This window comes from Pseudoalteromonas sp. Z1A6, from assembly GCF_011378745.1.
Lineage (GTDB): Bacteria > Pseudomonadota > Gammaproteobacteria > Enterobacterales > Alteromonadaceae > Pseudoalteromonas > Pseudoalteromonas arctica.
In genome coordinates, this window is sequence record NZ_WTKW01000016.1 from 1 (window position 1) to 24,596 (window position 24,596).

The 24,596-nt window shown below is 39.0% G+C and carries 26 protein-coding genes; 10 read left to right on the forward strand and 16 right to left on the reverse strand.

Features of this window, described 5'->3' with window-relative positions:
• Window positions 1–260: 260 nt before the first annotated feature.
• Window positions 261–1,040, forward strand: a complete 780-nt coding sequence (locus tag GQR46_RS01940; RefSeq protein WP_165739634.1) for a hypothetical protein — start codon at window positions 261–263, stop codon at window positions 1,038–1,040.
• Between the two features lie 15 nt (window positions 1,041–1,055).
• On the opposite strand, the gene GQR46_RS01945 is transcribed toward GQR46_RS01940, so the two are convergent.
• From GQR46_RS01945 to tkt, 4 genes are all read right to left on the reverse strand, one after another.
• Window positions 1,056–2,231 carry a divalent metal cation transporter gene (locus GQR46_RS01945; protein ID WP_206009424.1) on the reverse strand — a complete coding sequence of 392 codons (1,176 nt, stop codon included), beginning with the start codon at window positions 2,229–2,231 and terminating at the stop codon, window positions 1,056–1,058.
• Between the two features lie 164 nt (window positions 2,232–2,395).
• A complete protein-coding gene (gene raiA, locus GQR46_RS01950; protein ID WP_007376058.1) occupies window positions 2,396–2,752 on the reverse strand; it encodes a ribosome-associated translation inhibitor RaiA in 357 nt (118 codons plus the stop codon).
• A gap of 187 nt (window positions 2,753–2,939) precedes the next feature.
• A complete protein-coding gene (locus GQR46_RS01955; protein ID WP_002958974.1) occupies window positions 2,940–3,254 on the reverse strand; it encodes a pyrimidine/purine nucleoside phosphorylase in 315 nt (104 codons plus the stop codon).
• Window positions 3,255–3,438: 184 nt separating this feature from the next.
• Window positions 3,439–5,430, reverse strand: a complete 1,992-nt coding sequence (gene tkt / locus GQR46_RS01960; RefSeq protein ID WP_165739638.1) for a transketolase — start codon at window positions 5,428–5,430, stop codon at window positions 3,439–3,441.
• Between the two features lie 303 nt (window positions 5,431–5,733).
• Between tkt and metK the strand changes: the two genes are divergently transcribed.
• The 5 genes from metK (at window position 5,734) to serA (ending at window position 10,170) form a co-directional block, all read left to right on the forward strand.
• Window positions 5,734–6,885, forward strand: a complete 1,152-nt coding sequence (gene metK, locus GQR46_RS01965) for a methionine adenosyltransferase (RefSeq protein WP_101164183.1) — start codon at window positions 5,734–5,736, stop codon at window positions 6,883–6,885.
• Between the two features lie 175 nt (window positions 6,886–7,060).
• Window positions 7,061–7,609: a hypothetical protein gene (locus GQR46_RS01970; protein WP_165739640.1), complete on the forward strand. Its 549-nt coding sequence runs from the start codon at window positions 7,061–7,063 to the stop codon at window positions 7,607–7,609.
• A gap of 18 nt (window positions 7,610–7,627) precedes the next feature.
• The gene (locus GQR46_RS01975; RefSeq protein WP_165739642.1) at window positions 7,628–8,224 is read left to right on the forward strand and encodes a 5-formyltetrahydrofolate cyclo-ligase; all 597 of its coding nucleotides are present in this window, start codon (window positions 7,628–7,630) and stop codon (window positions 8,222–8,224) included.
• Window positions 8,225–8,277: 53 nt separating this feature from the next.
• Complete coding sequence (gene rpiA, locus GQR46_RS01980) at window positions 8,278–8,931, forward strand: ribose-5-phosphate isomerase RpiA (protein WP_024591469.1); 654 nt, start codon at window positions 8,278–8,280, stop codon at window positions 8,929–8,931.
• A 9-nt stretch (window positions 8,932–8,940) separates the two neighbouring features.
• Window positions 8,941–10,170: a phosphoglycerate dehydrogenase gene (gene serA / locus GQR46_RS01985; RefSeq protein WP_024594074.1), complete on the forward strand. Its 1,230-nt coding sequence runs from the start codon at window positions 8,941–8,943 to the stop codon at window positions 10,168–10,170.
• A 67-nt stretch (window positions 10,171–10,237) separates the two neighbouring features.
• Here serA and panP read toward each other — a convergent pair whose 3' ends face one another.
• Window positions 10,238–11,863 carry a pyridoxal-dependent aspartate 1-decarboxylase PanP gene (gene panP / locus GQR46_RS01990; protein ID WP_024594075.1) on the reverse strand — a complete coding sequence of 542 codons (1,626 nt, stop codon included), beginning with the start codon at window positions 11,861–11,863 and terminating at the stop codon, window positions 10,238–10,240.
• 264 nt (window positions 11,864–12,127) lie between these two features.
• Between panP and GQR46_RS01995 the strand changes: the two genes are divergently transcribed.
• Window positions 12,128–14,011, forward strand: coding sequence for a GGDEF domain-containing protein (locus GQR46_RS01995; RefSeq protein ID WP_165739644.1), 1,884 nt, complete (start codon window positions 12,128–12,130; stop codon window positions 14,009–14,011).
• Between the two features lie 6 nt (window positions 14,012–14,017).
• Here GQR46_RS01995 and GQR46_RS02000 read toward each other — a convergent pair whose 3' ends face one another.
• The 5 genes from GQR46_RS02000 to mpl are packed head-to-tail and all read right to left on the reverse strand — an operon-like array spanning window position 14,018 to window position 18,363.
• Window positions 14,018–14,689: an SAM-dependent methyltransferase gene (locus tag GQR46_RS02000; protein WP_007584750.1), complete on the reverse strand. Its 672-nt coding sequence runs from the start codon at window positions 14,687–14,689 to the stop codon at window positions 14,018–14,020.
• Entirely contained in the window at window positions 14,689–15,456 is a 768-nt protein-coding gene (locus GQR46_RS02005) for an ABC transporter permease (protein ID WP_165739646.1), read from the reverse strand. The genes GQR46_RS02000 and GQR46_RS02005 overlap by 1 nt, the downstream gene beginning before the upstream one ends.
• Window positions 15,457–16,386: an ABC transporter ATP-binding protein gene (locus GQR46_RS02010; protein WP_024594076.1), complete on the reverse strand. Its 930-nt coding sequence runs from the start codon at window positions 16,384–16,386 to the stop codon at window positions 15,457–15,459.
• Window positions 16,386–17,006 (reverse strand): flavin prenyltransferase UbiX, encoded by a 621-nt coding sequence (locus GQR46_RS02015; RefSeq protein WP_007584746.1) that lies wholly within the window; start codon window positions 17,004–17,006, stop codon window positions 16,386–16,388. The genes GQR46_RS02010 and GQR46_RS02015 overlap by 1 nt, the downstream gene beginning before the upstream one ends.
• 1 nt (window position 17,007) lies before the next feature.
• Complete coding sequence (gene mpl, locus GQR46_RS02020; RefSeq protein ID WP_024594077.1) at window positions 17,008–18,363, reverse strand: UDP-N-acetylmuramate:L-alanyl-gamma-D-glutamyl-meso-diaminopimelate ligase; 1,356 nt, start codon at window positions 18,361–18,363, stop codon at window positions 17,008–17,010.
• Window positions 18,364–18,614: 251 nt separating this feature from the next.
• On the opposite strand from mpl, the gene GQR46_RS02025 reads away from it, so the two are divergent.
• A complete protein-coding gene (locus GQR46_RS02025) occupies window positions 18,615–19,403 on the forward strand; it encodes a hypothetical protein (RefSeq protein ID WP_165728432.1) in 789 nt (262 codons plus the stop codon).
• A 63-nt stretch (window positions 19,404–19,466) separates the two neighbouring features.
• On the opposite strand, the gene GQR46_RS02030 is transcribed toward GQR46_RS02025, so the two are convergent.
• The 3 genes from GQR46_RS02030 to folB are packed head-to-tail and all read right to left on the reverse strand — an operon-like array spanning window position 19,467 to window position 21,112.
• Window positions 19,467–20,267, reverse strand: a complete 801-nt coding sequence (locus tag GQR46_RS02030; RefSeq protein ID WP_007584742.1) for an undecaprenyl-diphosphate phosphatase — start codon at window positions 20,265–20,267, stop codon at window positions 19,467–19,469.
• On the reverse strand, window positions 20,264–20,752 hold the full coding sequence (folK, locus tag GQR46_RS02035) for a 2-amino-4-hydroxy-6-hydroxymethyldihydropteridine diphosphokinase (RefSeq protein WP_007584740.1): 489 nt from the start codon (window positions 20,750–20,752) through the stop codon (window positions 20,264–20,266). The genes GQR46_RS02030 and folK overlap by 4 nt, the downstream gene beginning before the upstream one ends.
• Window positions 20,753–21,112: a dihydroneopterin aldolase gene (gene folB, locus GQR46_RS02040; protein WP_007584738.1), complete on the reverse strand. Its 360-nt coding sequence runs from the start codon at window positions 21,110–21,112 to the stop codon at window positions 20,753–20,755.
• Window positions 21,113–21,342: 230 nt separating this feature from the next.
• Here folB and plsY point away from each other — a divergent pair, with 230 nt between their 5' ends.
• Window positions 21,343–21,954 (forward strand): glycerol-3-phosphate 1-O-acyltransferase PlsY, encoded by a 612-nt coding sequence (gene plsY, locus GQR46_RS02045; RefSeq protein WP_165736229.1) that lies wholly within the window; start codon window positions 21,343–21,345, stop codon window positions 21,952–21,954.
• 174 nt (window positions 21,955–22,128) lie between these two features.
• On the opposite strand, the gene tsaD is transcribed toward plsY, so the two are convergent.
• The 3 genes from tsaD to GQR46_RS02060 are packed head-to-tail and all read right to left on the reverse strand — an operon-like array spanning window position 22,129 to window position 24,117.
• Entirely contained in the window at window positions 22,129–23,142 is a 1,014-nt protein-coding gene (gene tsaD, locus GQR46_RS02050) for a tRNA (adenosine(37)-N6)-threonylcarbamoyltransferase complex transferase subunit TsaD (protein WP_010554406.1), read from the reverse strand.
• 38 nt (window positions 23,143–23,180) lie between these two features.
• A complete protein-coding gene (locus GQR46_RS02055; RefSeq protein WP_165739648.1) occupies window positions 23,181–23,771 on the reverse strand; it encodes a YjaG family protein in 591 nt (196 codons plus the stop codon).
• Window positions 23,764–24,117: a DUF2007 domain-containing protein gene (locus GQR46_RS02060; RefSeq protein ID WP_010554404.1), complete on the reverse strand. Its 354-nt coding sequence runs from the start codon at window positions 24,115–24,117 to the stop codon at window positions 23,764–23,766. Before GQR46_RS02060 ends, GQR46_RS02055 begins: the two co-directional genes overlap by 8 nt.
• A gap of 75 nt (window positions 24,118–24,192) precedes the next feature.
• Between GQR46_RS02060 and GQR46_RS02065 the strand changes: the two genes are divergently transcribed.
• On the forward strand, window positions 24,193–24,596 hold a 404-nt coding region (locus GQR46_RS02065), incomplete at its 3' end, for a DUF2721 domain-containing protein (RefSeq protein WP_165739650.1).

A 24,596-nucleotide genomic window follows, 5' to 3' on the forward strand; every position in this document is an offset into this window, starting at 1 on the left:
TTAATAAAACATACTTAACAACAAAATTTAGGGTGGGTGTTTTGTTGGTGTCTTGTTTATTTTTGTTTTATGAGCGACCTGATAAAAAGCGGATCGTTACCCAAATCAGAGGGCGAGTATTTTTTTGTTCGCACTACTGAATAACTTATTTACACGTGGTTTTCAATTGTGAGTAAGGGTAATCTTTACCAAATTGAACTTTTGATTAAAACCGTTATAATTCACGCACTTTTGATTAAAGCTGTTGTAATTCATCCATTATGAAAAATATTTTTATTGTTATTTTACTCATTTTAGCCGGTTTTTTTGGCTACAACTATTTCACTTCCAACTCGACAAAAGTTGTATTAGATAGCGCATCCGAAACTTCAACACAAAAACTTGCTAACAATTGGAATGATATCACTCTTCCAAAAGAGATTGAAAATCATTCAAATATTGAAGCTTGTGATACAACAGAGGCAAACATTTGTTTTGGCTCAGGAAGTATATTTTACAAAGAAACCAAAGATGTGACTGTAGCAAGCTTAGTATCAACTGCAGAAACATCGCGTTACGGTGTCCAGATTAAAAAAACAGGTGAGCTGTTTGTGTTTTCTATAGAGAATGACATTTCTGACGACGAACTGGATTTTGGTAATATTGCTTGTTACAAATATGAGGGTAGTGAAGAAGGCGTTACCGAAACGCGTGAATTAAAATTAGATATTTACGGTACAAAAGTAACAGGGACAAAGTTAGGTTACTCCCAATCAGTTGAATACAGCGTTGGGTATGAAGGTATTGTTGAAGGAGTACTAAACAGCCTTGGAGGAAATACTGTAAATGCTATCACTACACTTACTATTGCAGATGGAGGGGAGATCCGCCAAGAAGAAATATACATTTTAGGCGAAAACTCAATGACTGAAATGCGATATCGTTTAGTCGATGATTTTAAAAATAGTATTTTACGTGTCGATAAGAGTATAAAAAAATCCGCAGAAGGTCAGATTTTCCCTATTGAGTATAAATATAACAAAGTAGAGTGCCCGTTATAGGGCTTTGATCTTTAATTAGGCTGCCAACTTCCAAATTATAAAAGCTAAAGCAAAACCAACCAAGTACACTAAGCCTAACCACGTTAAGCTGCGTAGTAATACGCTGTGCTTAATAGCTGGCTCTGAGCGCACAAGGCTAAAGTTAAGCCATGCAAAAATAGGCGTTGTAACAAATGAAAGCGTCATCGCAAAGGTAAGCATGGGGCCAAGGGCTGATTTAAAAAATAAAATAACCGCCATACCGGCAAGTGCTTGTAGTATTAACCAAATATTTAGACTGTGTTTTGATTGCTTAAAACCAAGTAGTTTATGAGACTCATTGAGCGTGCGGGCGTAACCGTCAAGCACCGTGAGTGTGGTGCCAAACATACATAAAAAGGCAATTGCTGATACAAGCGGCCTTGCCCACTCCCCTATTGTTAATGCGTACATATCAATAAGCTGCTTGGCAAACGCGACACCACCGAGTTCTATACTGCTGGTTTGCCCGTATTGCACTAATACACCTAAGCTAAAAAATACCAAGGCTAAGCCAGCTGTAAGCCAGTAACCTACATTAAAATCGAATAAGCCTTGGCTTTTAGAAACTGTTTGCTGCGCTTGTTTTTCTTTTAGCCATAAAGAACTTAATGCAGATATTTCGATAGGCGCTGGCATCCAACCCATTAAAGCCACCATAAAACTCAGCATGGCAAGTTCGTACGGTGAAGGCCCTACATAGTCAGCAGGTGCCATTGGACCGTTACTAAATGCAATGGCAAGGGCAATTAAAGTCGCGAGTGTAAGCAGCCCCATAATGCCTTTAGCAACGTTATCGAGCGCTTTAAAGTGCCCAAGTAGTAATATAACTAAACATACCCCTAGCAGCATCCAACAAAGTAAGGTTACTTCAATAACAATAGGTAGAGCGTAATGCAGTAAGCTTGCGGTAAGCAGTAATACGCCGGCGGTATTAACAACGGCGGCTACAATGTTTAAACCAATAAAGCTATAAAAGTAAAACGGACCTTTACTTTTATACCCCTCTACTAGGCTATTTTTAGTAGCGAGAGTGTATTCCATACCAAAGCGAAAAAACGGGTACTTTAAAACATTAACAACGAGGATAAGCCAAAATAATTGCCAGCCAAATATTGCCCCAGCTTGTGTAGAGGCAACTAAGTGAGAACCTCCAATAGCGGCTGTTGCCATGAGAATCCCAGGGCCAAGCGCGTTCAGGCTTGATTTCCATTTCGATACTGCTTGGTTCATTTACTGCTCAAAAATAGTGTGTGTGTGAGCCTCTAACTTACAGAAATTACAGGCAATAAAAAAGAGCCAGGCGGCTCTTTTTTACAATACTTTGTGACTAATTTTTATTTAAGATCCATCTCTTGGATGATCTCGTGTGCGATTTCAGGTGTCGTGCTTACAGGCTTTTCGTGTAAGTTTGCTTTTATTTGCCCTTTTCGATGTTTTAGTGCCGCATCGAGTTTTTTAGCTGCGCTTGCAATAGCTGGGTACATAACTTCGTTTTCCCCTTTTACCGATATGCGCGTGCCTTCGTAATTTGTGCTAATTTCAGCTTGGATCTTATGATGCTCTTTAGACAAAATAATATCGAGCGCAATAAGCGATGGGAAATGGCTCTCGATTTTTGAAAATTTTTCGTTGATGTGCTCTCTAATAGAGTCAGTAACTTCAACATGGTGACCAGAAAGATTAATTTTCATAGGGTATCCTTTTATTTGTTACCTACAATTAGTATTGGGGGCTATTTAGATTAACACAAGGAAAAAAGAGAGATATTTGAGGATTATTTACGGCTTTTGGTGATTTAAATCATGTGTTGCGCAAAGTTTATGCAAAGCCCACATTGCATGGGCTTTCAGACGTCTACTTAATTTAAGCTCTGATTGATTAATCTGTGTACGAACAACAGTAGTCAGCAAAATCAGATACTTTTACTTTAAAGCTTACGTTTGCATCTACATTAAACGACTCACCTGCATTAAATGTTTTCCACTCACTTGCACCTGGTAATAAAATATCCCATTGGCCAGCTAAAAGCTCCATGCACTCTTTTTGGTTTGTATCAAAAACAAACTCACCTGGTTGCATAAAGCCTAACGTTTTTGCTTCGCCATCGCCTAAAATAACGGTACGGCTCGACACTTTTCCGTCAAAATATACATTGGCTTTTTTTACTACACTCACGTTATCGAACTTTGGCATTTTTAGCTCCTGCTATTAATTTAAGATTTTTATTTATAAATTTTATCGCACTACCTTGCCTGATAGCTTACTTTCTTGCAAGGAAAGCTGCATTGATCAAGGTGAAGTTGCTTCATGTAAGGGCATAAAAAAACCCGCAACATGTGCGGGTTTTTCAATTACTTACTTTATTTAATCAAAGCGATTAAAAAAGCTCGTTTGCTTTGCTTACAATGTTTGCCACTGTAAAACCAAAGTGCTCAAACAGCTCACCTGCAGGTGCTGACTCACCAAAGGTAGTCATACCTACTACTGCGCCGTTTAAACCAACGTACTTGTACCAGTAGTCAGCAATACCAGCTTCTACTGCTACGCGGCGTGAAACTGATGCCGGTAATACGCTTTCTTTGTATGCTGCGCTTTGCGTTTCAAAGGCATCAGTACAAGGCATAGATACAACACGTACCTTTTTACCTTGGCTGCGTAGTTCGCTTGCTGAATCTTGTGCTAGTTGCACTTCAGAGCCCGTCGCAATAAAGATAATCTCTGGATTGCCGTCACAGCTAAGGATGTAACCACCCTTTTTAACGTCACTTAATTGCTGTGCGTCACGCGCTTGTTGCTCAAGACCTTGGCGAGTAAAGATAAGCGATGTAGGGCCGTCTTTACGCTCAATAGCTTGTTGCCATGCAATTGCCGACTCAACTTGGTCACACGGGCGCCAGTTGTATAAGTTAGGCGTTAAACGCATGCTTGCAATTTGCTCTACTGGTTGGTGAGTTGGACCATCTTCACCTAAACCAATTGAATCGTGCGTGTATACAAAAATGCTTGGTTGCTTCATTAATGCAGCCATACGTACGGCATTTTTTGCATATTCAACAAACATTAAGAACGTAGCACCGTAAGGAATAAAGCCTTTATGAAGGGCAATACCATTCATAATTGCTGACATACCAAACTCACGCACACCGTAATAAATGTAGTTACCGCTTGCATCATCGCGTGTTAAACCTTTAGAGCCATCCCAAATTGTTAAGTTTGAGCCAGCTAAATCGGCTGAGCCACCCATAAATTCTGGTAATAACGGACCAAACGCATTTAATGCATTTTGCGACGCTTTACGAGACGCTGGGTTTGCTGGGTTTGCTTGTAATTGCTCAATATACGCTTGAGATTTTTCAGCCCAATCGCCAGGCAGTTCGTTATTAATACGACGCTTATATTCAGCTGCAAGCTCTGGGTATGCTTTTGCGTATGCTGCAAATTTTTCGTCCCAGCTTGATTCAAGCTGTTGACCTTTTTCTTTGCTATCCCATTGTGCGTAAATATCATCAGGAATTTCGAACGCATCGCCAGTCCAACCTAAGAATTCGCGAGACGCTTTAATTTCGTCATCACCTAGTGGTGCACCGTGACAATCGTGGCTACCAGATTTATTAGGTGAGCCGTAACCAATAATTGTTTTACAACAAATTAGTGAAGGTTTATCGGTAACGCTTTTTGCTTCGCTAATTGCAGCACTTATAGCATCGCTGTCGTGACCATCAACACCACTAATTACATGCCAACCGTAGGCTTTAAAACGAGCTGGCGTGTCATCTGTAAACCAACCTTCTACTTCACCATCGATAGAAATGCCGTTGTCATCCCAAAATGCAACAAGTTTACCAAGGCCTAATGTGCCAGCAAGTGAACCCGCTTCATGAGAAATACCTTCCATTAGGCAACCGTCGCCCATAAATGCATAGGTAAAGTGATCAACAATATCGTGACCTTCACGGTTAAACTGTGCAGCTAGCGCCTTTTCAGCAATTGCCATACCTACGGCATTTGTGATCCCTTGACCTAATGGACCCGTAGTAGTTTCGATTCCTGGTGCATAACCGTATTCAGGGTGACCTGGTGTTTTAGAATGCATTTGACGGAAGTTTTTAATTTCGTCCAATGGTAAATCGTAACCACTTAGGTGCAATAGAGAATAGATAAGCATTGAACCGTGGCCGTTTGAAAGAATAAATCTGTCACGGTCAGCCCACTCTGGATTTGTTGGGTTATGCTTTAGATAATCGCGCCATAGTACTTCTGCGATATCGGCCATGCCCATAGGGGCTCCAGGGTGACCAGATTTGGCCTTTTGTACTGCGTCCATTGACAAGACGCGAATAGCATTTGCAAGTTCTTTGCGAGATGGCATGAATTCTCCTACCTTTATGTGTATTTGCGCGGGTATTTATGTAATCGTTTATGCTCATAAGTCACTTAAGAGCTTTTATGGCACCATTCTTACTTATTGTGGGGGCTGTGTGCAATTAAAAACCCCATAAAAATGAGGCATTATGAATATTTTTTAAGACCAAAAAGTTATTATACATTTTATTTAGACGTCTAGGCGTAAAAACACTATGCAAGGTGTTTTGTTTTCGATAAAATACGCCCCTTAATTTTTTAGCGCTAATACCGACGTTTGTGAAGCGCAATATTTGTGAGCAGAATTACAATGGCAAAACATTTATTTACTTCTGAATCAGTTTCTGAAGGTCATCCGGATAAAATCGCCGATCAAATCTCTGATGCGGTACTTGATGCTATCCTAGAGCAAGACTCTCATGCCCGTGTTGCATGCGAAACTTACGTAAAAACCGGTATGGTTATGGTTGGTGGTGAAATCACTACTAGCGCATGGGTTGATATCGAAGAAATTACACGTAAAACAATTCGTGACATTGGCTACACAAATTCAGACATGGGTTTCGATGCAGACTCGTGTGCAATTTTAAACACTATTGGTAAACAGTCTCCTGACATTAACCAAGGTGTTGACCGTACTAGCCCAGAAGAACAAGGCGCTGGCGACCAAGGCTTAATGTTTGGTTACGCATGTAACGAGACAGAAGTACTAATGCCTGCTCCAATTACTTACTCACACCGTTTAGTTCAGCGCCAAGCTGAGGTTCGTAAAAGCGGCGAGCTTAACTGGTTACGCCCAGATGCAAAATCTCAAGTTACTTTTGCATACGAAAATGGCAAACCAGTAGGTATTGATGCTGTAGTACTTTCTACTCAGCACAGCGAAGATATTTCACAAAAAGATTTAGTAGAAGCGGTGATGGAAACAATCATCAAGCCGGTACTTCCTGCAGAACTTATTACAAGTGCAACTAAGTTTTTCATTAACCCAACAGGTCGCTTTGTAATTGGCGGACCAATGGGCGATTGTGGTTTAACTGGTCGTAAAATCATTGTAGATACATACGGTGGTATGGCTCGTCACGGTGGTGGTGCATTCTCTGGTAAAGATCCATCAAAAGTTGACCGTAGTGCTGCATACGCTGCACGTTACGTTGCTAAAAACATTGTTGCTGCTGGTCTTGCTGACAAGTGTGAGCTGCAAGTTTCTTACGCAATTGGTGTTGCAGAGCCTACTTCTATCAGCGTTGAAACGTTTGGTACAAGCAAGCTAGAAGAAAGCCGTTTAATCGAGCTTATTCGTGAACATTTTGACCTGCGCCCTTACGGCTTAATTCAAATGCTTGATTTAGAGCGCCCTATCTACCTTCCTACAGCGGCTTACGGCCACTTTGGTCGTGACGAATTCCCATGGGAACGTACAGATAAAGCAGACGCACTTCGCGCAGCTGCTGGCCTTTAAGCCAAAATTGTTGTAGTAAATTAAAAACGGCCCTTTTAAGGGCCGTTTTTGCATCTAAAACTTATTCGCTATATTGTTTGTAGCGCGTCTACAAAATAACTATTAAATCGACCTCGAATTCTTTTGTACTTTAGGTATATACTCATTTCATTATAAAAGCTTTAGGGACAGTTAAATGGCCGATAACTTTCGCGTTATATTTGCAGGACTTGCCGATAGCGTTGACATAAAAACAGCATGTACAAATTTAGCTGCAAAATTAAAAACGTCAGACGAAAAAGTAGCTCTTTTTTTTAAAGGTAAGCCACTGTTTGCACCAAGCGATAAAGACAAAGCGTTAAAACAGGCTAAATTACTAGCAAGCTTAGGCATTAAAAGTAAGCTTCAAGCTGTTTCAAACATCATTCAAAATGGCTCAAACCCTGCTGCAAATAACAACCAACGTGACGAACGTATTTTTGATGCACTCGATTACATCACTAGCAGCTTAATTCGCCTTGAAGAAAAGTTAGACGAGTTAGAGCAACGACTTCCTGACACTCAATTAAAAGCACCAGACGAAAATATTGACGAATGGCAAGATGACGACCTAATGCTAGATGATGACTTAGCGCCTCCTAAAAAACGCAGTAACTTACTTTTATATTCATTGATTGCAACTGCCACCATTTTGCTAATCGTACTGGCTGTTTTTTTAATTTTTCCCGATTTATTCTCTTTTTAAGAATGGCTAATTAATTTAATGAGCAATAAACGCGCAAAAACAAGAGCTGAAATTCGTAACACCCGTAATAATTTGTCAAATAATCAGCAAATAATTGCTGCTCAATCGCTAAAAATGAATTTTATTCAACATTTAAAAAGCGAAAAAACAACGAATTCAAAGCATATTGCCATTTATTTAAGTAATGATGGAGAGCTAGACACCTCATTGTTAATTAAAGAATTATGGAGTTTAAACCATGCTGTTTACCTCCCTATAATACACCCATTTAATGGCGCTAATTTACTATTTCAGCGCTATGAGAAAAACTCACCCATGAGAGCAAATCGCTATGGTATCTTGGAGCCTAAGCTGAACTGCTCTCAAATATGCCCATTACCAGTGCTTGATTACCTCCTTATGCCATTAGTTGCATTTGACAAACAAGGTAATCGCCTAGGAATGGGAGGTGGGTTTTACGACCGGACATTGGCACGTTTACACGAACAAAATTGGCAAAAACCACAACTAATTGGCCTTGCACATGAATGCCAAAAAGTTGAGGCTCTACCAATCGAGTCGTGGGATGTACCACTTAAAACCATTATCACCCCAGATAAAACATACTGTTGGTAACAATTAAATTTGATTACTAACCGCATATTTCTGACATACATGAGCACAAAGCAATGACACAAGACGAATTAAAAAAAGCAGCTGCTTGGGCAGCACTCGAGTTTGTAAAAGAAAACACTATTGTAGGTGTGGGTACAGGCTCTACTGTTAATCACTTTATTGATGCCCTTGGCTCAGTAAAGGACACTATTGTAGGCGCTGTATCAAGCTCAGAAGCCTCAACCGCGCGCTTACAAGCGTTAGGTATTGAAGTATTTGAGCTTAATAACGTTGCTGCTTTAGATGTATACGTTGACGGCGCTGACGAAATAAACGATCAAAACGAAATGATTAAAGGTGGCGGTGCAGCCCTCACTCGCGAAAAAATAGTAGCCGCTGTAGCTAAACAATTTGTGTGCATTGTAGATGACACCAAATTAGTAAAAACATTAGGCGACTTCCCGCTTCCGGTAGAAGTTATTCCAATGGCTCGCAGCTACGTTGCACGAGAATTATTAAAGCTTGGTGGTGACCCCGTTTATCGCCAAGGCGTAGTTACCGATAACGGTAACGTTATATTAGATGTATTTAACTTAAAAATTACCAATGCTAAACAACTTGAAGCACAAATAAATTCAATTGTTGGCGTAGTTACCAACGGCCTATTTGCAATGCGTGGTGCTGATAAAGTGATTATCGGTACTAAAAATGGGCCACAAATTAAATAGGATGAGGTTATGAGTAAGGTATCGTTAGCAAAAGACAAAATTAAAATTCTCTTGCTTGAAGGTGTTCACCAAAGCGCTGTTGAAACGCTAAAACGTAACGGTTACAGCAATATCGACTACGTTAAAACATCCTTACCTGAGGACGAATTAAAAGAGCGCATTAAAGATGTTCACTTTGTAGGACTTCGTTCTCGTACTCATATTAACCAAGCCGTATTAGACTCAGCTGACAAGCTAGTTGCTGTTGGGTGTTTTTGTATTGGTACAAACCAAGTTGATTTAGATGCAGCACGCGAACGCGGTATTGCTGTATTTAACGCACCATTTTCTAATACTCGTTCAGTTGCTGAACTTGTACTTGGTGAAATCCTACTTTTATTACGCGGTATTCCAGAGCGTAATGCAGCGGCTCATCGTGGTGGCTGGTTAAAAACAGCAAATGGTTCGTTTGAAGCACGTGGTAAAACTTTAGGTATTATTGGCTACGGTCACATTGGTACTCAGCTAGGTATTATGGCTGAAAACATCGGTATGAACGTTGAATATTACGATATCGAAGATAAGTTATCACTGGGTAATGCAAAGCAAGTGCATAACCTAACTCAGCTGTTACAACGCTCTGATATTATTAGCTTACACGTACCAGAAACACCGCAAACTAAAAACCTTATTGGCAGTGCTGAGCTTGCTGTTATGAAGCAGGGATCTATTTTGATCAATGCTTCACGCGGAACTGTTGTTGATATTGATGCACTTGCAGAAGCACTAACAGAGAAAAAACTAAGTGGTGCAGCAATCGATGTGTTCCCTACTGAGCCAAAATCTAACGATGAAGAATTTGTATCGCCACTGCGTCAATTCGACAATGTTATTTTAACGCCGCACATTGGTGGCTCAACACAAGAAGCACAAGAAAACATTGGTATTGAAGTAGCGGGTAAACTGGCTAAATATTCAGATAATGGCTCAACTATTACCGCGGTTAACTTCCCTGAAGTATCGCTGCCTGAGCTTGCTAATCGTAGCCGTTTATTACACGTGCACCACAACCGCCCTGGTGTACTAACGCAAATTAACCAAGCGTTTGCACAGCACGGTATTAACATTGCTGCGCAATACCTACAAACAGACGCATCTATTGGTTATGTAGTTATTGATGTAGATACAGATCAATCTGAAGTAGCACTTAAAGAACTAAGCGCTGTTGAGGGTACAATTAGAGCACGTATTCTGCATTAGTAATTTAATCAGCTATTCTAATATCAAAAAGGGTCACTTCATTAAGTGACCCTTTTTTGTATTTAGATTACATATACTTTCTTAAGTATTTTTTGAATACCGGATCTGTTGCTGCCAACTCTTTTTGCTCAGCTAATATCTCTTTTAAAATAGCACCTGAAGTAAGCGGGTTAGCTAGTACCACCCTAAATACAACTGTTGGTTGATTGTCGTATTTAGAAGGCGTTAAACGAGTACGTGATACAAATGAGCGACCAGACTCTCGCTGACGTTTTTGCATACTGGCAGTAAAACGGTTCAGTGAAGCAAAAATATCTAACCGAGTTGCTGCATCAGCATCGGCTATTGCTTGTTTAATTTGCTTAGGTACATAACGATACGTTAATAAGCACAACTCAGGCTCCGAAATAAGCTCAAAGTCTTCATCAGCCTTAATTAAATCAGCAAAGTAATGTGCTTTTTTGATGCTTCGATCAATCAGCATTTCGTAACCTTTGCGACCAATAACACGTAAGCAAGCGTGTACTAACATTGCCATACCAGGTCGGCTGCCTTCAAGCGTGTGGCTACCTAAGTCTTTTGAACCTTTACGTAATATGTACTCAGCGTGATGCTCTATTGCATCAGTTGCAGCGGGATCTTTAAATAAAACTAAGCCCGCTCCCATTGGTACATACATTTGTTTATGTGCATCGATGGTAATTGAATCTGCTCGCTCAATCCCTTTTAATAAAGGGCGATGCGTGTTCGATAAAAGGGTTGCTCCTCCCCATGCAGCATCTACATGAAAATGGCAGTTAATGTCTTGTGCTAAGTCGGCCATTTCATCAAGTGGGTCAATATTACCGGTTTCGGTTGTACCCGCTACCCCAATAATCGCCATTACTTTAATGCCTTGCGATTCAAGCTCACGTGCTTTTTCGCGCATAGCTCCTACATCAACTTTATTATTTTCGCAGGTTTTAATACCAATTAAGTTATCGCGGCCAATACCGAGTAAATCAACCGATTTACCTAATGAGTAATGTCCGCGTTCTGATATTAATACTGCTAAACCTTTATAGCCGTAATGCAGCATACCGGCAATTAGGCCTTGTGCGCCGATACCTCTAAAATCGCCATCGGGTTTTAATAAGCGGTTTCGAGCAATCCAAAGCGCAGTAATATTAGCAACCGTTCCACCAGAGCAAAATGCACCTAATGAGGTTTTAGCACTGTGCATCCATTTAGAATAAAATGAATCTTCTTGCCCATAAGCTAAATGATGCATCATTCCAAGCACTTGACGCTCAAGAGGCGTAAACGCTTTAGACGTTTCTATTTTTACTAGATTTTGATTTAGCCCTACCATCAATTTTGACAGCGGTAATAAGAAATGCGGCAAGGCAGAGGTCATGTGACCAATAAAGCTAGGCGCAGCTGTATGCACAGAATGTGCAACAAGTTGCTCCATTATGTCTTGGGCATAAGCAGATACAAACGTTGGATCCTCTGGGATCACTGCCGACTGAAAATCTTTTTCGATTTCATGTAATGGTTTTTCAATTGCCGCTATATTTTCGTTTAGAAAACCTGCTAAATTACTCGAAATTTCAAGCTCGATTTTGCTTAAAGTTGAGTCTGGCGCTTCAGGTACAGTAAATATACGCTTAAGGCTTTCTTTAGAGGCGACGGCACAACGCTTTTGATCCATCTCAATACCTAGTGTGTGTAGCTAAAACACGCGCTTACCCATCAAAAACGCCTAATTATTAGGACATTTAGAGCAATCGTGTTTCTTTAAAAATTGCGCTAACTTTACTGCAATATAACTAAAATGTCTCGTTTAAACCTATAAAAGCAATCAAAGCGATGACAAAAAAATGATAATTTAATTAAAACTCTACCAAACCTAATTATTTATTGGGCATTTACTTATTTTGGGTATAATAAATTTGATAACAAAAAAGGGACACATATGCCAGAAGGAAGAGTCAAAGTTAGTTGGATAGTGGCAGGCTTTAGCTTGTTTTTAATAAGCTTACTTACCTATGTTTACTACACTTACCAAACCACGCGTGCTGAAATAATGCAGTCGGTTGATAATCGCTTACTTAATGCAGCCACCAGCGTAAAACATATTTTAGGTGAAAATTACTTAAGTGCGGTTAATCAAGGCGACAACATAAGTTTTTCTTACTATCAAGATAAAAGTAAACAGCTCTCTGAGTTTGCTCAAGCACTTGATATTGCTTATGTGTATTCAATGATTTTAAAAGACGGAAAGGTTCTTTTTAGCTCATCAAGCTACACGCAAGACGATCAGAATAATGGCAAAGTAACTCAATTTTTAGATCTCTACCCTGAAGCTACCGATGCCAATATAAGTGCTTTTTACTCAACCGAGCCTGTATTTGAAATATCGAGCGATCAGTGGGGCCACTTTAAAACTATTTTTATTCCTTACGTTGACCCTATTAACGGCAATACCTATTTAACGGGTGCCGATATAACTATTTACAATTTAAACGAGAAACTTAAAGAAAGCGTATCAAAAGCAGCTGCAATGGCTAGCTTCTTCTTTTTTATCGCGATACTTGTTGCCGCCATATATATTTATTTACTAAAGCGCTCGTTAGCAACTGACTCAAGTACTGGTTTTTCAAATCATATTGCTCTTGAGTACTTTATTAAAAAAAGTAATGCTCATCACATGCAGTTAGCCGTTATTTGGGTTAATGAAATAGAAGATATAAACAGTTTCTACGGCACTGAAGTGGGTGATAAAGTAATGAAAAACTTACTTATTCACTTTAAATTCAGAAGCTCTGCGCATTGCCATATATACAGACTAGCAACCAACAAAATAGTATTACTCGCGCCTAAAGAAATGAGTAATGACGAATTTACCGATCTCGTAAAAACATATAACTTTAATACCCCAGTGTTAACTGACCCTTTTATTTATATAACTCTATGTGCAGGTATTGCCAGTGGCAATAAATCGCTACTACTTGAAAACGCTCATATAGCGGCGCTGCAAGCTAAACAAGGCAGGCATAGCGTAGTTAACTACTCAAAAGCGCTACACGATGTAAAAACGCAATATCAATACAATGTTGAAATGGCTAAAGAGGTGCGTGAAGCGTTTGATAACAACCGTATAGTGCCTTACTTTCAACCCATTATTGATACAAATACCAACAAGGTCGTTCAATACGAATGTTTAGCTCGAATGGTAACGGCGCAAGGGGAAGTGTTGAAACCTGATGCATTTTTAAATGTTGTTACTCGATCAAGAATGGACGGAATACTTACCCGTACTATATTTTCACAATGTGTTAGTCGCTTTAGAAAAACCGATATTTGCTGGAGTTTAAATATAACAGCACAAGATATGCTCGACCCTAATTTAAGCGAGTTTATTGCGGACGAACTTAAGCGCTACCCGCATCCTGGTAATATCACACTAGAGCTTTTAGAAACCCAAGCTATTGCCAACTTTTCTGAGGTAAAAGCATTTATTGGAATGGTTAAAACGAAAGGCGTTAAGGTTATTATTGATGACTTTGGTAGTGGTTATTCAAATATATCAAACGTACTTAAGCTGGAAGTAGATGGTATTAAGCTAGATGGCGCACTAATAAAGCAAATAGTGAATGACAAAGATATCTATTTATTTATTGAACATATAGCCAGTTTTGCTAATCAACTTGGTTTGCAATTAATGGCAGAGTCGGTAGAAAATGCAACCATAGTAACCGCACTTAAAAAGGCGAATGTGACACTAATGCAAGGCAACTACTTTGCCCACCCAGTGTCACATGTTAGTACGGTTATAGAAGAAGAATTAGCACTTTAACTTACTTTAGCGAGGTAAGTTAATAACGAGTCGGTGGCTTTGCTGGCCACTGGCCCAGTATTTACGCTCAAAAGGCGTAATGGCATCGTCTGACTCATAAAGCGTTACATCGCAAGGGTTGCCTGTTAATTCGAGCGCCCGAGCAAACTCCTTAACGTAAATATCCCAATTGCTGCGTACTTCTAATTTTCCACCTAACTTAACAATAAATGGAAAAATAGCTGCGCCATGCCAGCGCCTACGAATATGCTTAGATTTAGGCCACGGGTTTGGATACAACAAATAATGGTGCGTAGGTTGCCAATTAGCAGCTACCGCTAAACGCCAAAAGTCATTTAAGTCTGCTTGCACTAAGATGTACTGACCACTGTCGGTTTGCTTATATTCAACATCGTGCTTATCTAATCGGTGCGACGATTTATCAATACCAATTATAAGTGCATCTGGGTGGCGCTTAGCTAAGTTAGCTGAGCTTTCACCTACGCCACAACACGAGTCTAAAATAAGCGGGCCACTAAAGGCTTGTACTTTAGCATTAACCTCGTCAAATGCGGCTTGGGTGTGTGCTGCAATTGGCTTTTTAAATTCAGCATCTAAGTGCTTATTTACTATTTCATCAAGCTTTTCGTGAATACCCGCTTGATTAGATACAATACTACGTGAATTTGCATCACTCATTAGTGTCTTAGCCCCACACCTTTTTTAATCAATGTAAGCGCTAATGTAAATAACGCTGTTATAAATACTAAAATAACCCCAAGAGCCACGCTTAAATCAACATCCGACACGCCTAAAAAGCCATAACGGAACGCGTTAACCATATAAATAATTGGGTTTACTTGTGATACATTTTGCCAAAATTCAGGCAATAGGGTAATTGAATAAAATACACCACCTAAATAAGTTAATGGCGTTAAAATGAAGGTGGGGATAATGCTTATATCGTCAAAGCTATTTGCATAAATCGCATTAATCAGACCACCTAAAGCAAATACAGCGGAAGTTAAAATAACCGTCGCCATTATTACAAAAATATTATGTATTTGAATATCTACAAACAACAACGATACACAAGTAACTATAAAGCCCACCATAATACCGCGCGTCATACCGCCACCCATATAGCCTAGAACAATGATGTAGTTAGGTACAGGTGCAACTAAAAGCTCTTCAATGCTTTTTTGAAACTTTGTTGAATAAAAACTAGAGGCTACGTTGGAATAGGAATTGGTAATGACCGACATCATTATAAGGCCCGGTACAATAAACTCCATGTAGCTAAAACCGCCCATATCGCCAATTCGTGAACCAATTAAGTTACCAAAAATAACAAAATATAAGCTCATTGTAATTGCTGGCGGTACTAAGGTTTGCACCCAAATACGTAAAAAACGAATACACTCTTTAATCCATAAACTCTTTAAGGCTACGCCATATTTAAACATTTATTCGCCCCGCCCTTGCTCTAGTAATCCTACAAATAACTCTTCTAGTCTGTTTGCTTTATTTCGCATACTCAATACAGTATTACCTTGAGCTGTTAATGCACTAAACACAGCATTTAACCCTTGTGATTTAGCAACTTCCACCTCAACAGTGCGATCGTCTGTCATGGTAAATTTATAGCCATCAAGCGTTACAGGATTTGCAGGCGTTTTTAAATCTAAAATAAACGTTTCTTTATCAAGCTTTGCAAGCAGTGCTTTAATTGTGGTGTTTTCAACAATTCGACCATTATCGATAATCGCAATGTTTTTACACAGTAACTCTGCTTCTTCAAGGTAATGTGTGGTTAAAATAATGGTAACGCCTTGCTGATTTATTTGGCGTAAAAAATCCCACATTGAGCGACGAAGCTCTATATCTACACCTGCTGTTGGCTCATCAAGTATAAGCAACTTTGGTTCGTGCATAAGCGCACGTGCAATCATTAAGCGGCGTTTCATACCACCTGAAAGCGTACGCGCTTGCTTGTCTTTTTTCTCAAGTAAACCAAGTTGAGCTAGGTATTTATCAGCACGCTTATGGGCTTCAGCGCGTGGAACACCGTAATAACCAGCTTGATTAACAAGTATTTGGCTAAGCGTTTCAAACTGACTAAAGTTAAACTCTTGCGGCACTAAGCCTAAATGCGCTTTTGCGGCTTCTAAATCAGTATCAATATCGCAACCGAATACTTCTACTTTGCCTTTTGTTTTATTAACAAGTGAGGAAATAACACCAATAGTGGTTGATTTACCAGCTCCATTTGGGCCAAGCAAAGCGAAAAAATCACCTTCGTAAACTTGTAAATCAACGCCTTTAATGGCCTCAACACCATTTTTATAAACCTTAGTAAGGCCTTCTATATTTAAAGCAATATTTTGCTTAACCATTACTTACCCTCACCATAACCCCAACGTTTTGTTAGGTTATGTTCAATGTTTAAATGATCTAAAATTCTTGCCACCATAAAATCGACTAAGTCTTCAATACTTTGTGGCTTATGATAAAAACCAGGTGCTGCTGGCATAATAGTTACCCCTAAACGAGATAACTTAAGCATGTTTTCTAAATGAATTTCGTTAAATGGTGTTTCGCGCGGTACTAAAATTAGCTGCCCGCGTTCTTTTATTACAACATCGGCGGCGCGTTCTAGTAAATTATCTGACGCCCCTACCGCAATTGCAGAAACCGATCCTGCACTACACGGGCATACCACCATTTTTTTAGGTGCCGCAGAGCCCGATGCCACAGGGCTAAACCAGTTATCTTTACCGTATACTTTTAACTGCCCAGATTTAGCATTAAACAGCGTACTTAACTGCTCAGTGGCTTTATCTTCGTTACCAGAGAGCTTAATATTTGATTCTGTATCAAGCACCACTCGCGCTGCACTTGAGATAAGTACGTAAACTTGAAATTGCTGTTCAAGCAATACTTCAAGTAACCTTAAACCATAAGGCGCACCTGATGCACCGCTAAAAGCGAGCGTAATTCTATCTTTAAATTGCACACTATTCTCCGCTGTATTTATCAGCTAAACCATCAACAAGGTGTTGATGAAGGCCATTAAAACCGCCATTACTCATAATTAAAATATGTTGATTAGGCTCAATATTTTCAAGCACCGTATCAATAATTGTTTGCGTGCTGCTAAAGCACTGCATGCCTGCTTTATCTGCTTGCTCTTTTAGCGACCAATTTAGATTCTCTGGTTCAAAAAGTAGTACGTCGTCAGCATCACGCAGTGAATCTAATAATGTATATTGGTGCACGCCCATTTTCATCGTGTTTGAGCGCGGCTCTAAAATAGCGATAATTTTTTCATCACCTACTTTTGCGCGCAGTCCTGCAAGCGTAGTTTTAATTGCTGTTGGGTGATGCGCAAAATCGTCATACACCTTAATATTATTAATATCAGCCTTTAGCTCCATACGCCTTTTAGGGCTAATAAATTCTCCTAAGGCATCAATACTATGATCAACAGCTATACCCACATGACGCGCTGCTGCGATAGTCATAATTGCATTTTTAACGTTATGCTCGCCTATTGCTTGCCAGCAAACAGTGCCCTGCTTTTCGTTATTTAAAAGTACATTAAACTCACTACCATCGGCTTTTATTAATTCATAGCTCCAATCATCGCCTAGCGTTTCGCTTTCGCTCCAAAGCCCTTGTGCTATTACGTCATTAAGCGCTACGTCTTGCTTTGGCCAAATTACCTTGCCGCTTTGAGGTAATGTACGCATTAAGTGATGAAATTGTTTTTTTATTGCGTTCAAATCTTCGAAAATATCAGCGTGATCGAATTCAAGATTATTTAAAATAAGTGTACGTGGAAGGTAATGGACAAACTTACTGCGCTTATCAAAAAAAGCAGTGTCGTATTCATCGGCTTCAATAACAAAAAATGGCGTTTCACCCACTTTTGCCGATACACCAAAATTTTGGACTATGCCGCCAATTAAAAACCCTGGTTTTAAACCTGCATACTCTAAAACCCACGCAAGCATACTTGCTGTGGTTGTTTTTCCATGCGTACCCGCTACAGCAAGTACCCACGATTTTTGTAATAAATTATGTTTAAGCCATTCAGGGCCTGAGGTGTAAGGCAGACCTTTATCAAGCACATATTCAACACACGGGTTACCACGGCTCATTGCATTACCGACAACTACCATATCTGGTTTTGGCTCTAATTGAGATACGTCGTAGCCTTGAGTCAGTTCAATGCCAAGCTCTTCAAGTTGCGTACTCATTGGTGGGTAAACGTTTTGATCAGAACCCGTTACTTTATGACCTAATGATTTAGCAATGGCTGCAATACCACCCATAAACGTGCCACAAATGCCCAAAATATGTATATGCATATACTTTCCTTAAATCGTATGCTCACTTTACAGCTATGCAAAGTTTAATGGCGCTATAATGCCAAAATTCGTGCTTAGTTACTATGTACGTCTGCACAATTCACTCGTGCCAAAAACACGTTAATTAGTTTTTTAAACGCTAAAAATCAAAAAATAGGCACGTTCACCTACCCTGTATTGCTTTTAATCAATTATTATCAATGTTATAAACCAGCTTGCTGTATAACTTTAAAACTTAAAAAGGACTTAATATGAAAAAACTATTCTTTATAGCCTGTATTTTACTTAGTCAAAAAAGCTTTGCTTTGGAATTTGCTAAGTACCCAATAGAACTAAGTTCGGGCGAAGGCGTTAATGTTGTTATTGCCCCAACAACAGATAAAAAACAAGCTTTAGTAAAAGTAACAGGCATAAACCATGATATTGATGGGATTGTATTTTTAACCGAATTAAAACCTCATGGTAGTAATAAAGCTTACAAATATACTTACGATGGTACACAAAGAAGTTTAGTAAGTGTTGAGGAAGGCTACCGCTGTTGCTCTTACAATCTTTATATTCCAGACACTCGTGATGGAATTTACTTATCAAAAAAAGAAGAGTCAAACCCTGCCATTGTTGAAGACTTAAAAGCGCAATACGATCAACAGTTAAATAAAGGTACTCAAGCTAAACTAGCGAAGTTTAATCGTGAAAAGCATTTAGGGTATCAACAAAAAAATATAGCTGCCGCTAATAGCGAAATAGATAAGCAATGCGGATTAAAAATAAATACCAATGTTGATTGGGAAAGCATTGATGATGAAAACCTAAAAGAATATCCAGTGGGTTCATTTTGTGCACAAGTTGCAAACGAAATGGCATACATGTGCGAAAAAGACCAAAGTTTTAAAAACGACATAGCTCAGTTCAATGCTATCGAATGTAAATTTACTAATGAGCTAAAACTACGTAAAAATGGTAATACACTTATATTTAAAACAGCGCCAAAAGCCGCTAACCAACGCCGCTTTATTGAAGCTTATTTATTAAATTTATAAGCTGAGTTTAAAACCAAAAAAGCACCTAAAGGTGCTTTTTTTGGTTTTACTAATTAAGTTTGTTTATAGCGTTAAAAATACAATCAAACCTACACCGAGTAATAAACGATATATTACAAATGGCAACATACCCATTCGCTCTATTACTTTTAAAAACATAAATATACATGCATAAGCCGATAAGAACGATAGCACCACACCAAGCAATAATGTATTCCAATCAACTACATGGTCACCCAGTGCAAGCTCTGCAATATAATAAAGCCCCATCATAGAAATAATCGGAATCGCTAGTAAAAACGAAAAACGCGCTGCGCTTTGCTTATTCATACCCAACATTAAACCAGCGGTCATCGTGATACCTGATCGAGAAGTACCCGGGATCATTGCAACAGCTTGTGCAAAACCAATGATAAGTGCCGTTTTCCAATTGAGCTGATAAATAGTTTTAATTTGTTTCCCTTTTGCATCCGCGTACCAAAGCAACAAACCAAATACAATGGTGGTAGTAGCAATTACCCAAGCGCTTCGCAAATATAACTCAATAAAGTCTTTTAAAAGTAAACCTAAAATAGCGGCAGGCACTGTACCTAGTATAATCCACCAGCCTAATTTACTGTCATCGGTAGTGCCTTGCTTACCAAAAGATTTAAACCATGCGCTTAGTATATCTACTACTTCTTTACGAAAATAAATAACAACGGCTATTAAAGTACCAACATGTACTGCTACGTCAAACGCAAGCCCTTGATCTTCCCAGCCTAAAATTTGCGATGGGAGAATTAAATGCGCAGAACTCGATATTGGTAAAAACTCAGTAAATCCCTGTATGAGGGCTAAAATAATTATTTCGATAATACTCATAGGTTAGAAAACTCCACCTTCCATAGCTTTTGTTGAGGGTTATTATATTCATTCCATAACTGCGCAATCGTTTGCTTAGCTACAGGATGATAAAAATCTGGGGCAACCTCACTCAGAGGTTGTAATACAAATGCATTTTTAGTTATTTCATCACGTGGTAATTGCGCTGGGGAATCGCAAGTTACATCATCATAAAACAGTAAATCTAAATCGAGCGTTCGTGGACTAAATTTTTTGTCGTTCGCTGTACGCCCATTATCACGCTCTATTTGTTTTAATAAAGCGCATACATCAGCAAGCGACATATCAGTTGTAGCGCCAACTACTGAATTATAAAAATTATTGCCAGCAAACCCAACTGCTTCACTTTCAAAAACAGACGAGTGCACAATGTGCTCAAAGTGCTGCTTAAGTGCAATTAATGCACATTGTATATAATGCGCTTTATTTATATTTGACCCTAGGCTGATATAAATTTGAGCCATTTAGTCAGTTGCCTTAACACGTGTAATTTCAACACCCACAGTTTGTGCTTGTGCTACTGCTGCTGGTTTACTTACTCTTATAGTAACTTGTGGCGTATTAAACTCGCTTAAAATAATCTCAGCCAACTGCTCAACCAAAGTCTCTAGCAACTCAACAGGTTTTGCAGTGCAGTGCTTAATAACGCGTTCGCTTACTTTTGAGTAATCCAGTGCTAAATTAATATCGTCATTTTCGGCTGCAGGCTTAATATCACTAAGCATTTCAATATCAAAATAAAGGCTCTGTTTACTTTCTTTTTCAAAGTCGTACACTCCAATAATAGTGTCGACGTGCAATTGAGATATAAAAACCTTATCCATTGATACTCCAAATAACAACAAACGACTAAGCAACTATACAAAGCATCAATAAAATTAATACTGTATATGGTTTAGCCAGTGTTTAAATATGTGAAAATAACTTCTACAATAGCAAAATAACCAAACTAGCTATTAAATAGCCTGTTAATAATTTTCACGATAAATTTTGCTGCCAATAATAGCTTAAAAGTACTATCAATTGGTATAGCAATTAAAAAATAAGGAAGCGTGTGTTAGCCACTTTAATGTTTGTTTTAGCTTATTTACTTGGGTCGATTTCGTCGGCTATTTTAGTGTCGCGGTTGTTCAAACTCCCTGACCCTCGTAATAGTGGTTCTAACAACCCAGGGGCTACAAATGTTTATAGATTAGGCGGAGCATTTCCGGCTTGCTTGGTTTTAGTGTTTGATATTTTAAAAGGCACTATTCCGGTATGGGGGGCTTATTTTTTAGAAGTTGAACCTTTAGAGCTTGGTTTAGTCGCAGTAGCTGCTTGTTTAGGCCATATGTACCCACTGTTTTTTAGCTTCAAAGGCGGTAAAGCCGTAGCAACGGCATTTGGCTCATTATTACCTATTGGCTTATCACTGGCTGGTTTACTTGTGTGCACTTGGTTAGTTATAGTGGCAATAACACGCTATTCATCACTGGCAGCGCTTGTAGCTGTATCTTTAGCGCCCTTATATACATGGCTAATAAAACCACTTTATACTCTTCCCGTTACTTTTATCACGTTGTTAATTATATTTCGTCACCGTACTAATATTATTCGATTATTTAGTGGGGAAGAACCAAAAGTAGGCGCTAAAAAAGCACCCACTGATGAAAACGAAAACAGTTAATGTAAGAGTAATACCAATTTTATTAAAAACATAATCATTCTAGCGTATTAAATAACTCACTAACTACGTTAAAAATTATTTATATAGAACAACTATGTATCATAATTTTAGCCTTGTTATTGAGCTATTTTCTTATCGCTATAATAGATCACTAATTTAATGCAATTGGTATAATTAAATAGGCTCAAGGCTATCTATTGGCCAGCGAGGTTTTGTTTTCATATCAAGACTTGCAAACTGACCTGCTTTTAATCGTTGCATTCCTGCATAAGCAATCATTGCACCGTTGTCGGTACAAAATTCAGTACGCGGATAAAAAACTTCGCCTTTCATACCTTTCATTACGCGTTCAAGCTGCAGTCGAAGCTGTGTATTTGCACTTACGCCACCGGCGATTACTAAACGCTTAATACCTGTTTGTTTAAGCGCTCGCTTGCACTTAATAACCAGCGTATCAATAACCGCTGTTTGAAATGCATGCGCTATATCAGCTTTAGTTTGATCGTCGTCGTCATTTTCACGAATAGTGATTGATGCTGCAGTTTTTAAACCACTAAAACTAAAATCAAGACCTGGTTTGTCGGTCATCGGGCGAGGAAAAATAAAGCGCTTCGCAACGCCTTGTTCAGCCATTTTAGCTAAGCGCGGACCTCCAGGGTAGTCAAGACCAAGTAACTTAGCCGTTTTATCAAAGGCTTCGCCTGCGGCATCATCAACTGACTCACCTAGTACTTCGTATTGTCCAATACCCGCTACTTTAACCATCATGGTATGACCGCCCGATACAAGCAATGCAATAAACGGAAACTCAGGAATATTTTCTTCAAGCATCGGAGCAAGTAAATGCCCTTCCATATGATGAACAGCAACAGCTGGAATGTCCCAACCGTATGCTAATGAACGACCAATAGAAGTACCTACCAATAATGCTCCAACTAAACCGGGGCCTGCAGTATAAGCAATGCCATCTAAATCTTCTGGGCCGCAACCCGCTTGTGCAAAAGCTGCGTCTATAAGTGGTAGCGTTTTACGAACATGATCGCGCGATGCAAGTTCCGGTACTACACCGCCATAATCAGCGTGTACTTTTACCTGGCTGTATAATTGATGAGCTAACAAGCCTTTTTCGTCATCGTATATTGCAATACCTGTTTCATCACATGACGATTCAATGCCTAAAATTCGCACTGTACTTCTCCTGCCTTTAAAATTTCACTTCGCTGTTTTTATAACGTAAGGCCAATATTTGTTTGGCCATCTTCTAGGGCAAGCTTTTTAAGTGCCTTCACGCTATCAGAGGTAATACGCCCCATATTTTCTACAAAATCAATTAGCTCACCTAATACTTCAATTTCGTATTGCATTAATGGATGCTCTCTAACGGCCGTGTTATCTGCAATCTCGCCTTCAACCGTCATTTGATACTCAATAAAGCGGGCTACGGTTGCTTGAGAAATTTTACTAACACTAATGAACTCTTGCTCATCTTGCGCCATTAAACCGTGCATTAAGCTAAGTAAAGACGTTGCAGCATCAATAGCAGGGTAAGTACCAAACATATCAAAATCAGCAAGCTCAGGAACATTCGGTTCTATTTTTTCAACTTGTTTTTCGAGATCTATTTTACTTTTAGGCAGTAATATTTTTTCCCAACAAACATTAAGCGAATTACGAAGTAAGGTTTCATCACCAAACCCCGTTGCTTCGCTAAATAAACCGTAATTTGGCAGCATTCGCTCTATTAAAGCACTTGCTAAAACAGCTTTTTGTAAATAGTTAAGCTCTCTAATACGCTGAAAATTATTTGCTTTAGTCATTCTTTAACGTCTCACACGACCAACAAAAATCAAATGTTGATCCATTATGCTCATTACAGTTAGGGCATACCCAATCTGGAGCGGATTGTTTTACTTGTTGATAGTTTACCAATATTTGGCGCGCATGGCGCTCTTTTATCGCATAAACCTGCACACTAACTTGTGCTTGATCAAATGGAATTTCTCCCAATGCGCCTTGGAGCATCTCACCTTTTATTTTGCATTCGATGCCACTGGTTTGTATTAAACCTTTAATAATATTAGCCTCAAGGGTATTTTCGGCTTTATAAATTGTAACCCATTGAAAGGAGCTATCAGTTGAATTTTTATTATTAATATTTTGCAATATTCACCTCATTTATTTTGTGTTATCAATATCCTGCGCTAAATTATTAGCATGCTGCACTTTTAGGGAATAAACATGACACTTACAACCCCGGGCCTACTTTTCCCGGCCATATCGCTGCTATTACTAGCCTATACAAACCGATTTTTAGTTTTAGCGCAATTAATTAGGGAGTTAAATGCGCGCGAAGGTGAATCTATCCGACCTGTTGTAGTCGCTCAAATCACTAACTTACGTAAACGAATAAACTTAATCAGAACAATGCAGGTGTACGGCGTAGCCTCTTTTTTACTGTGTACATTTTCGATGTTTGCTTTATTTATTGAATTTAATACCACAGGGATTATTTTATTTGGCATTAGCTTAGCTTGTTTAAGTTTATCGTTATTAACGTCTTTATTCGAAATACATATTTCCTGTGATGCGATTGAAATAGAACTACAAAGCATTGAAAACAAACCATTAAGCAGCCGAATAAA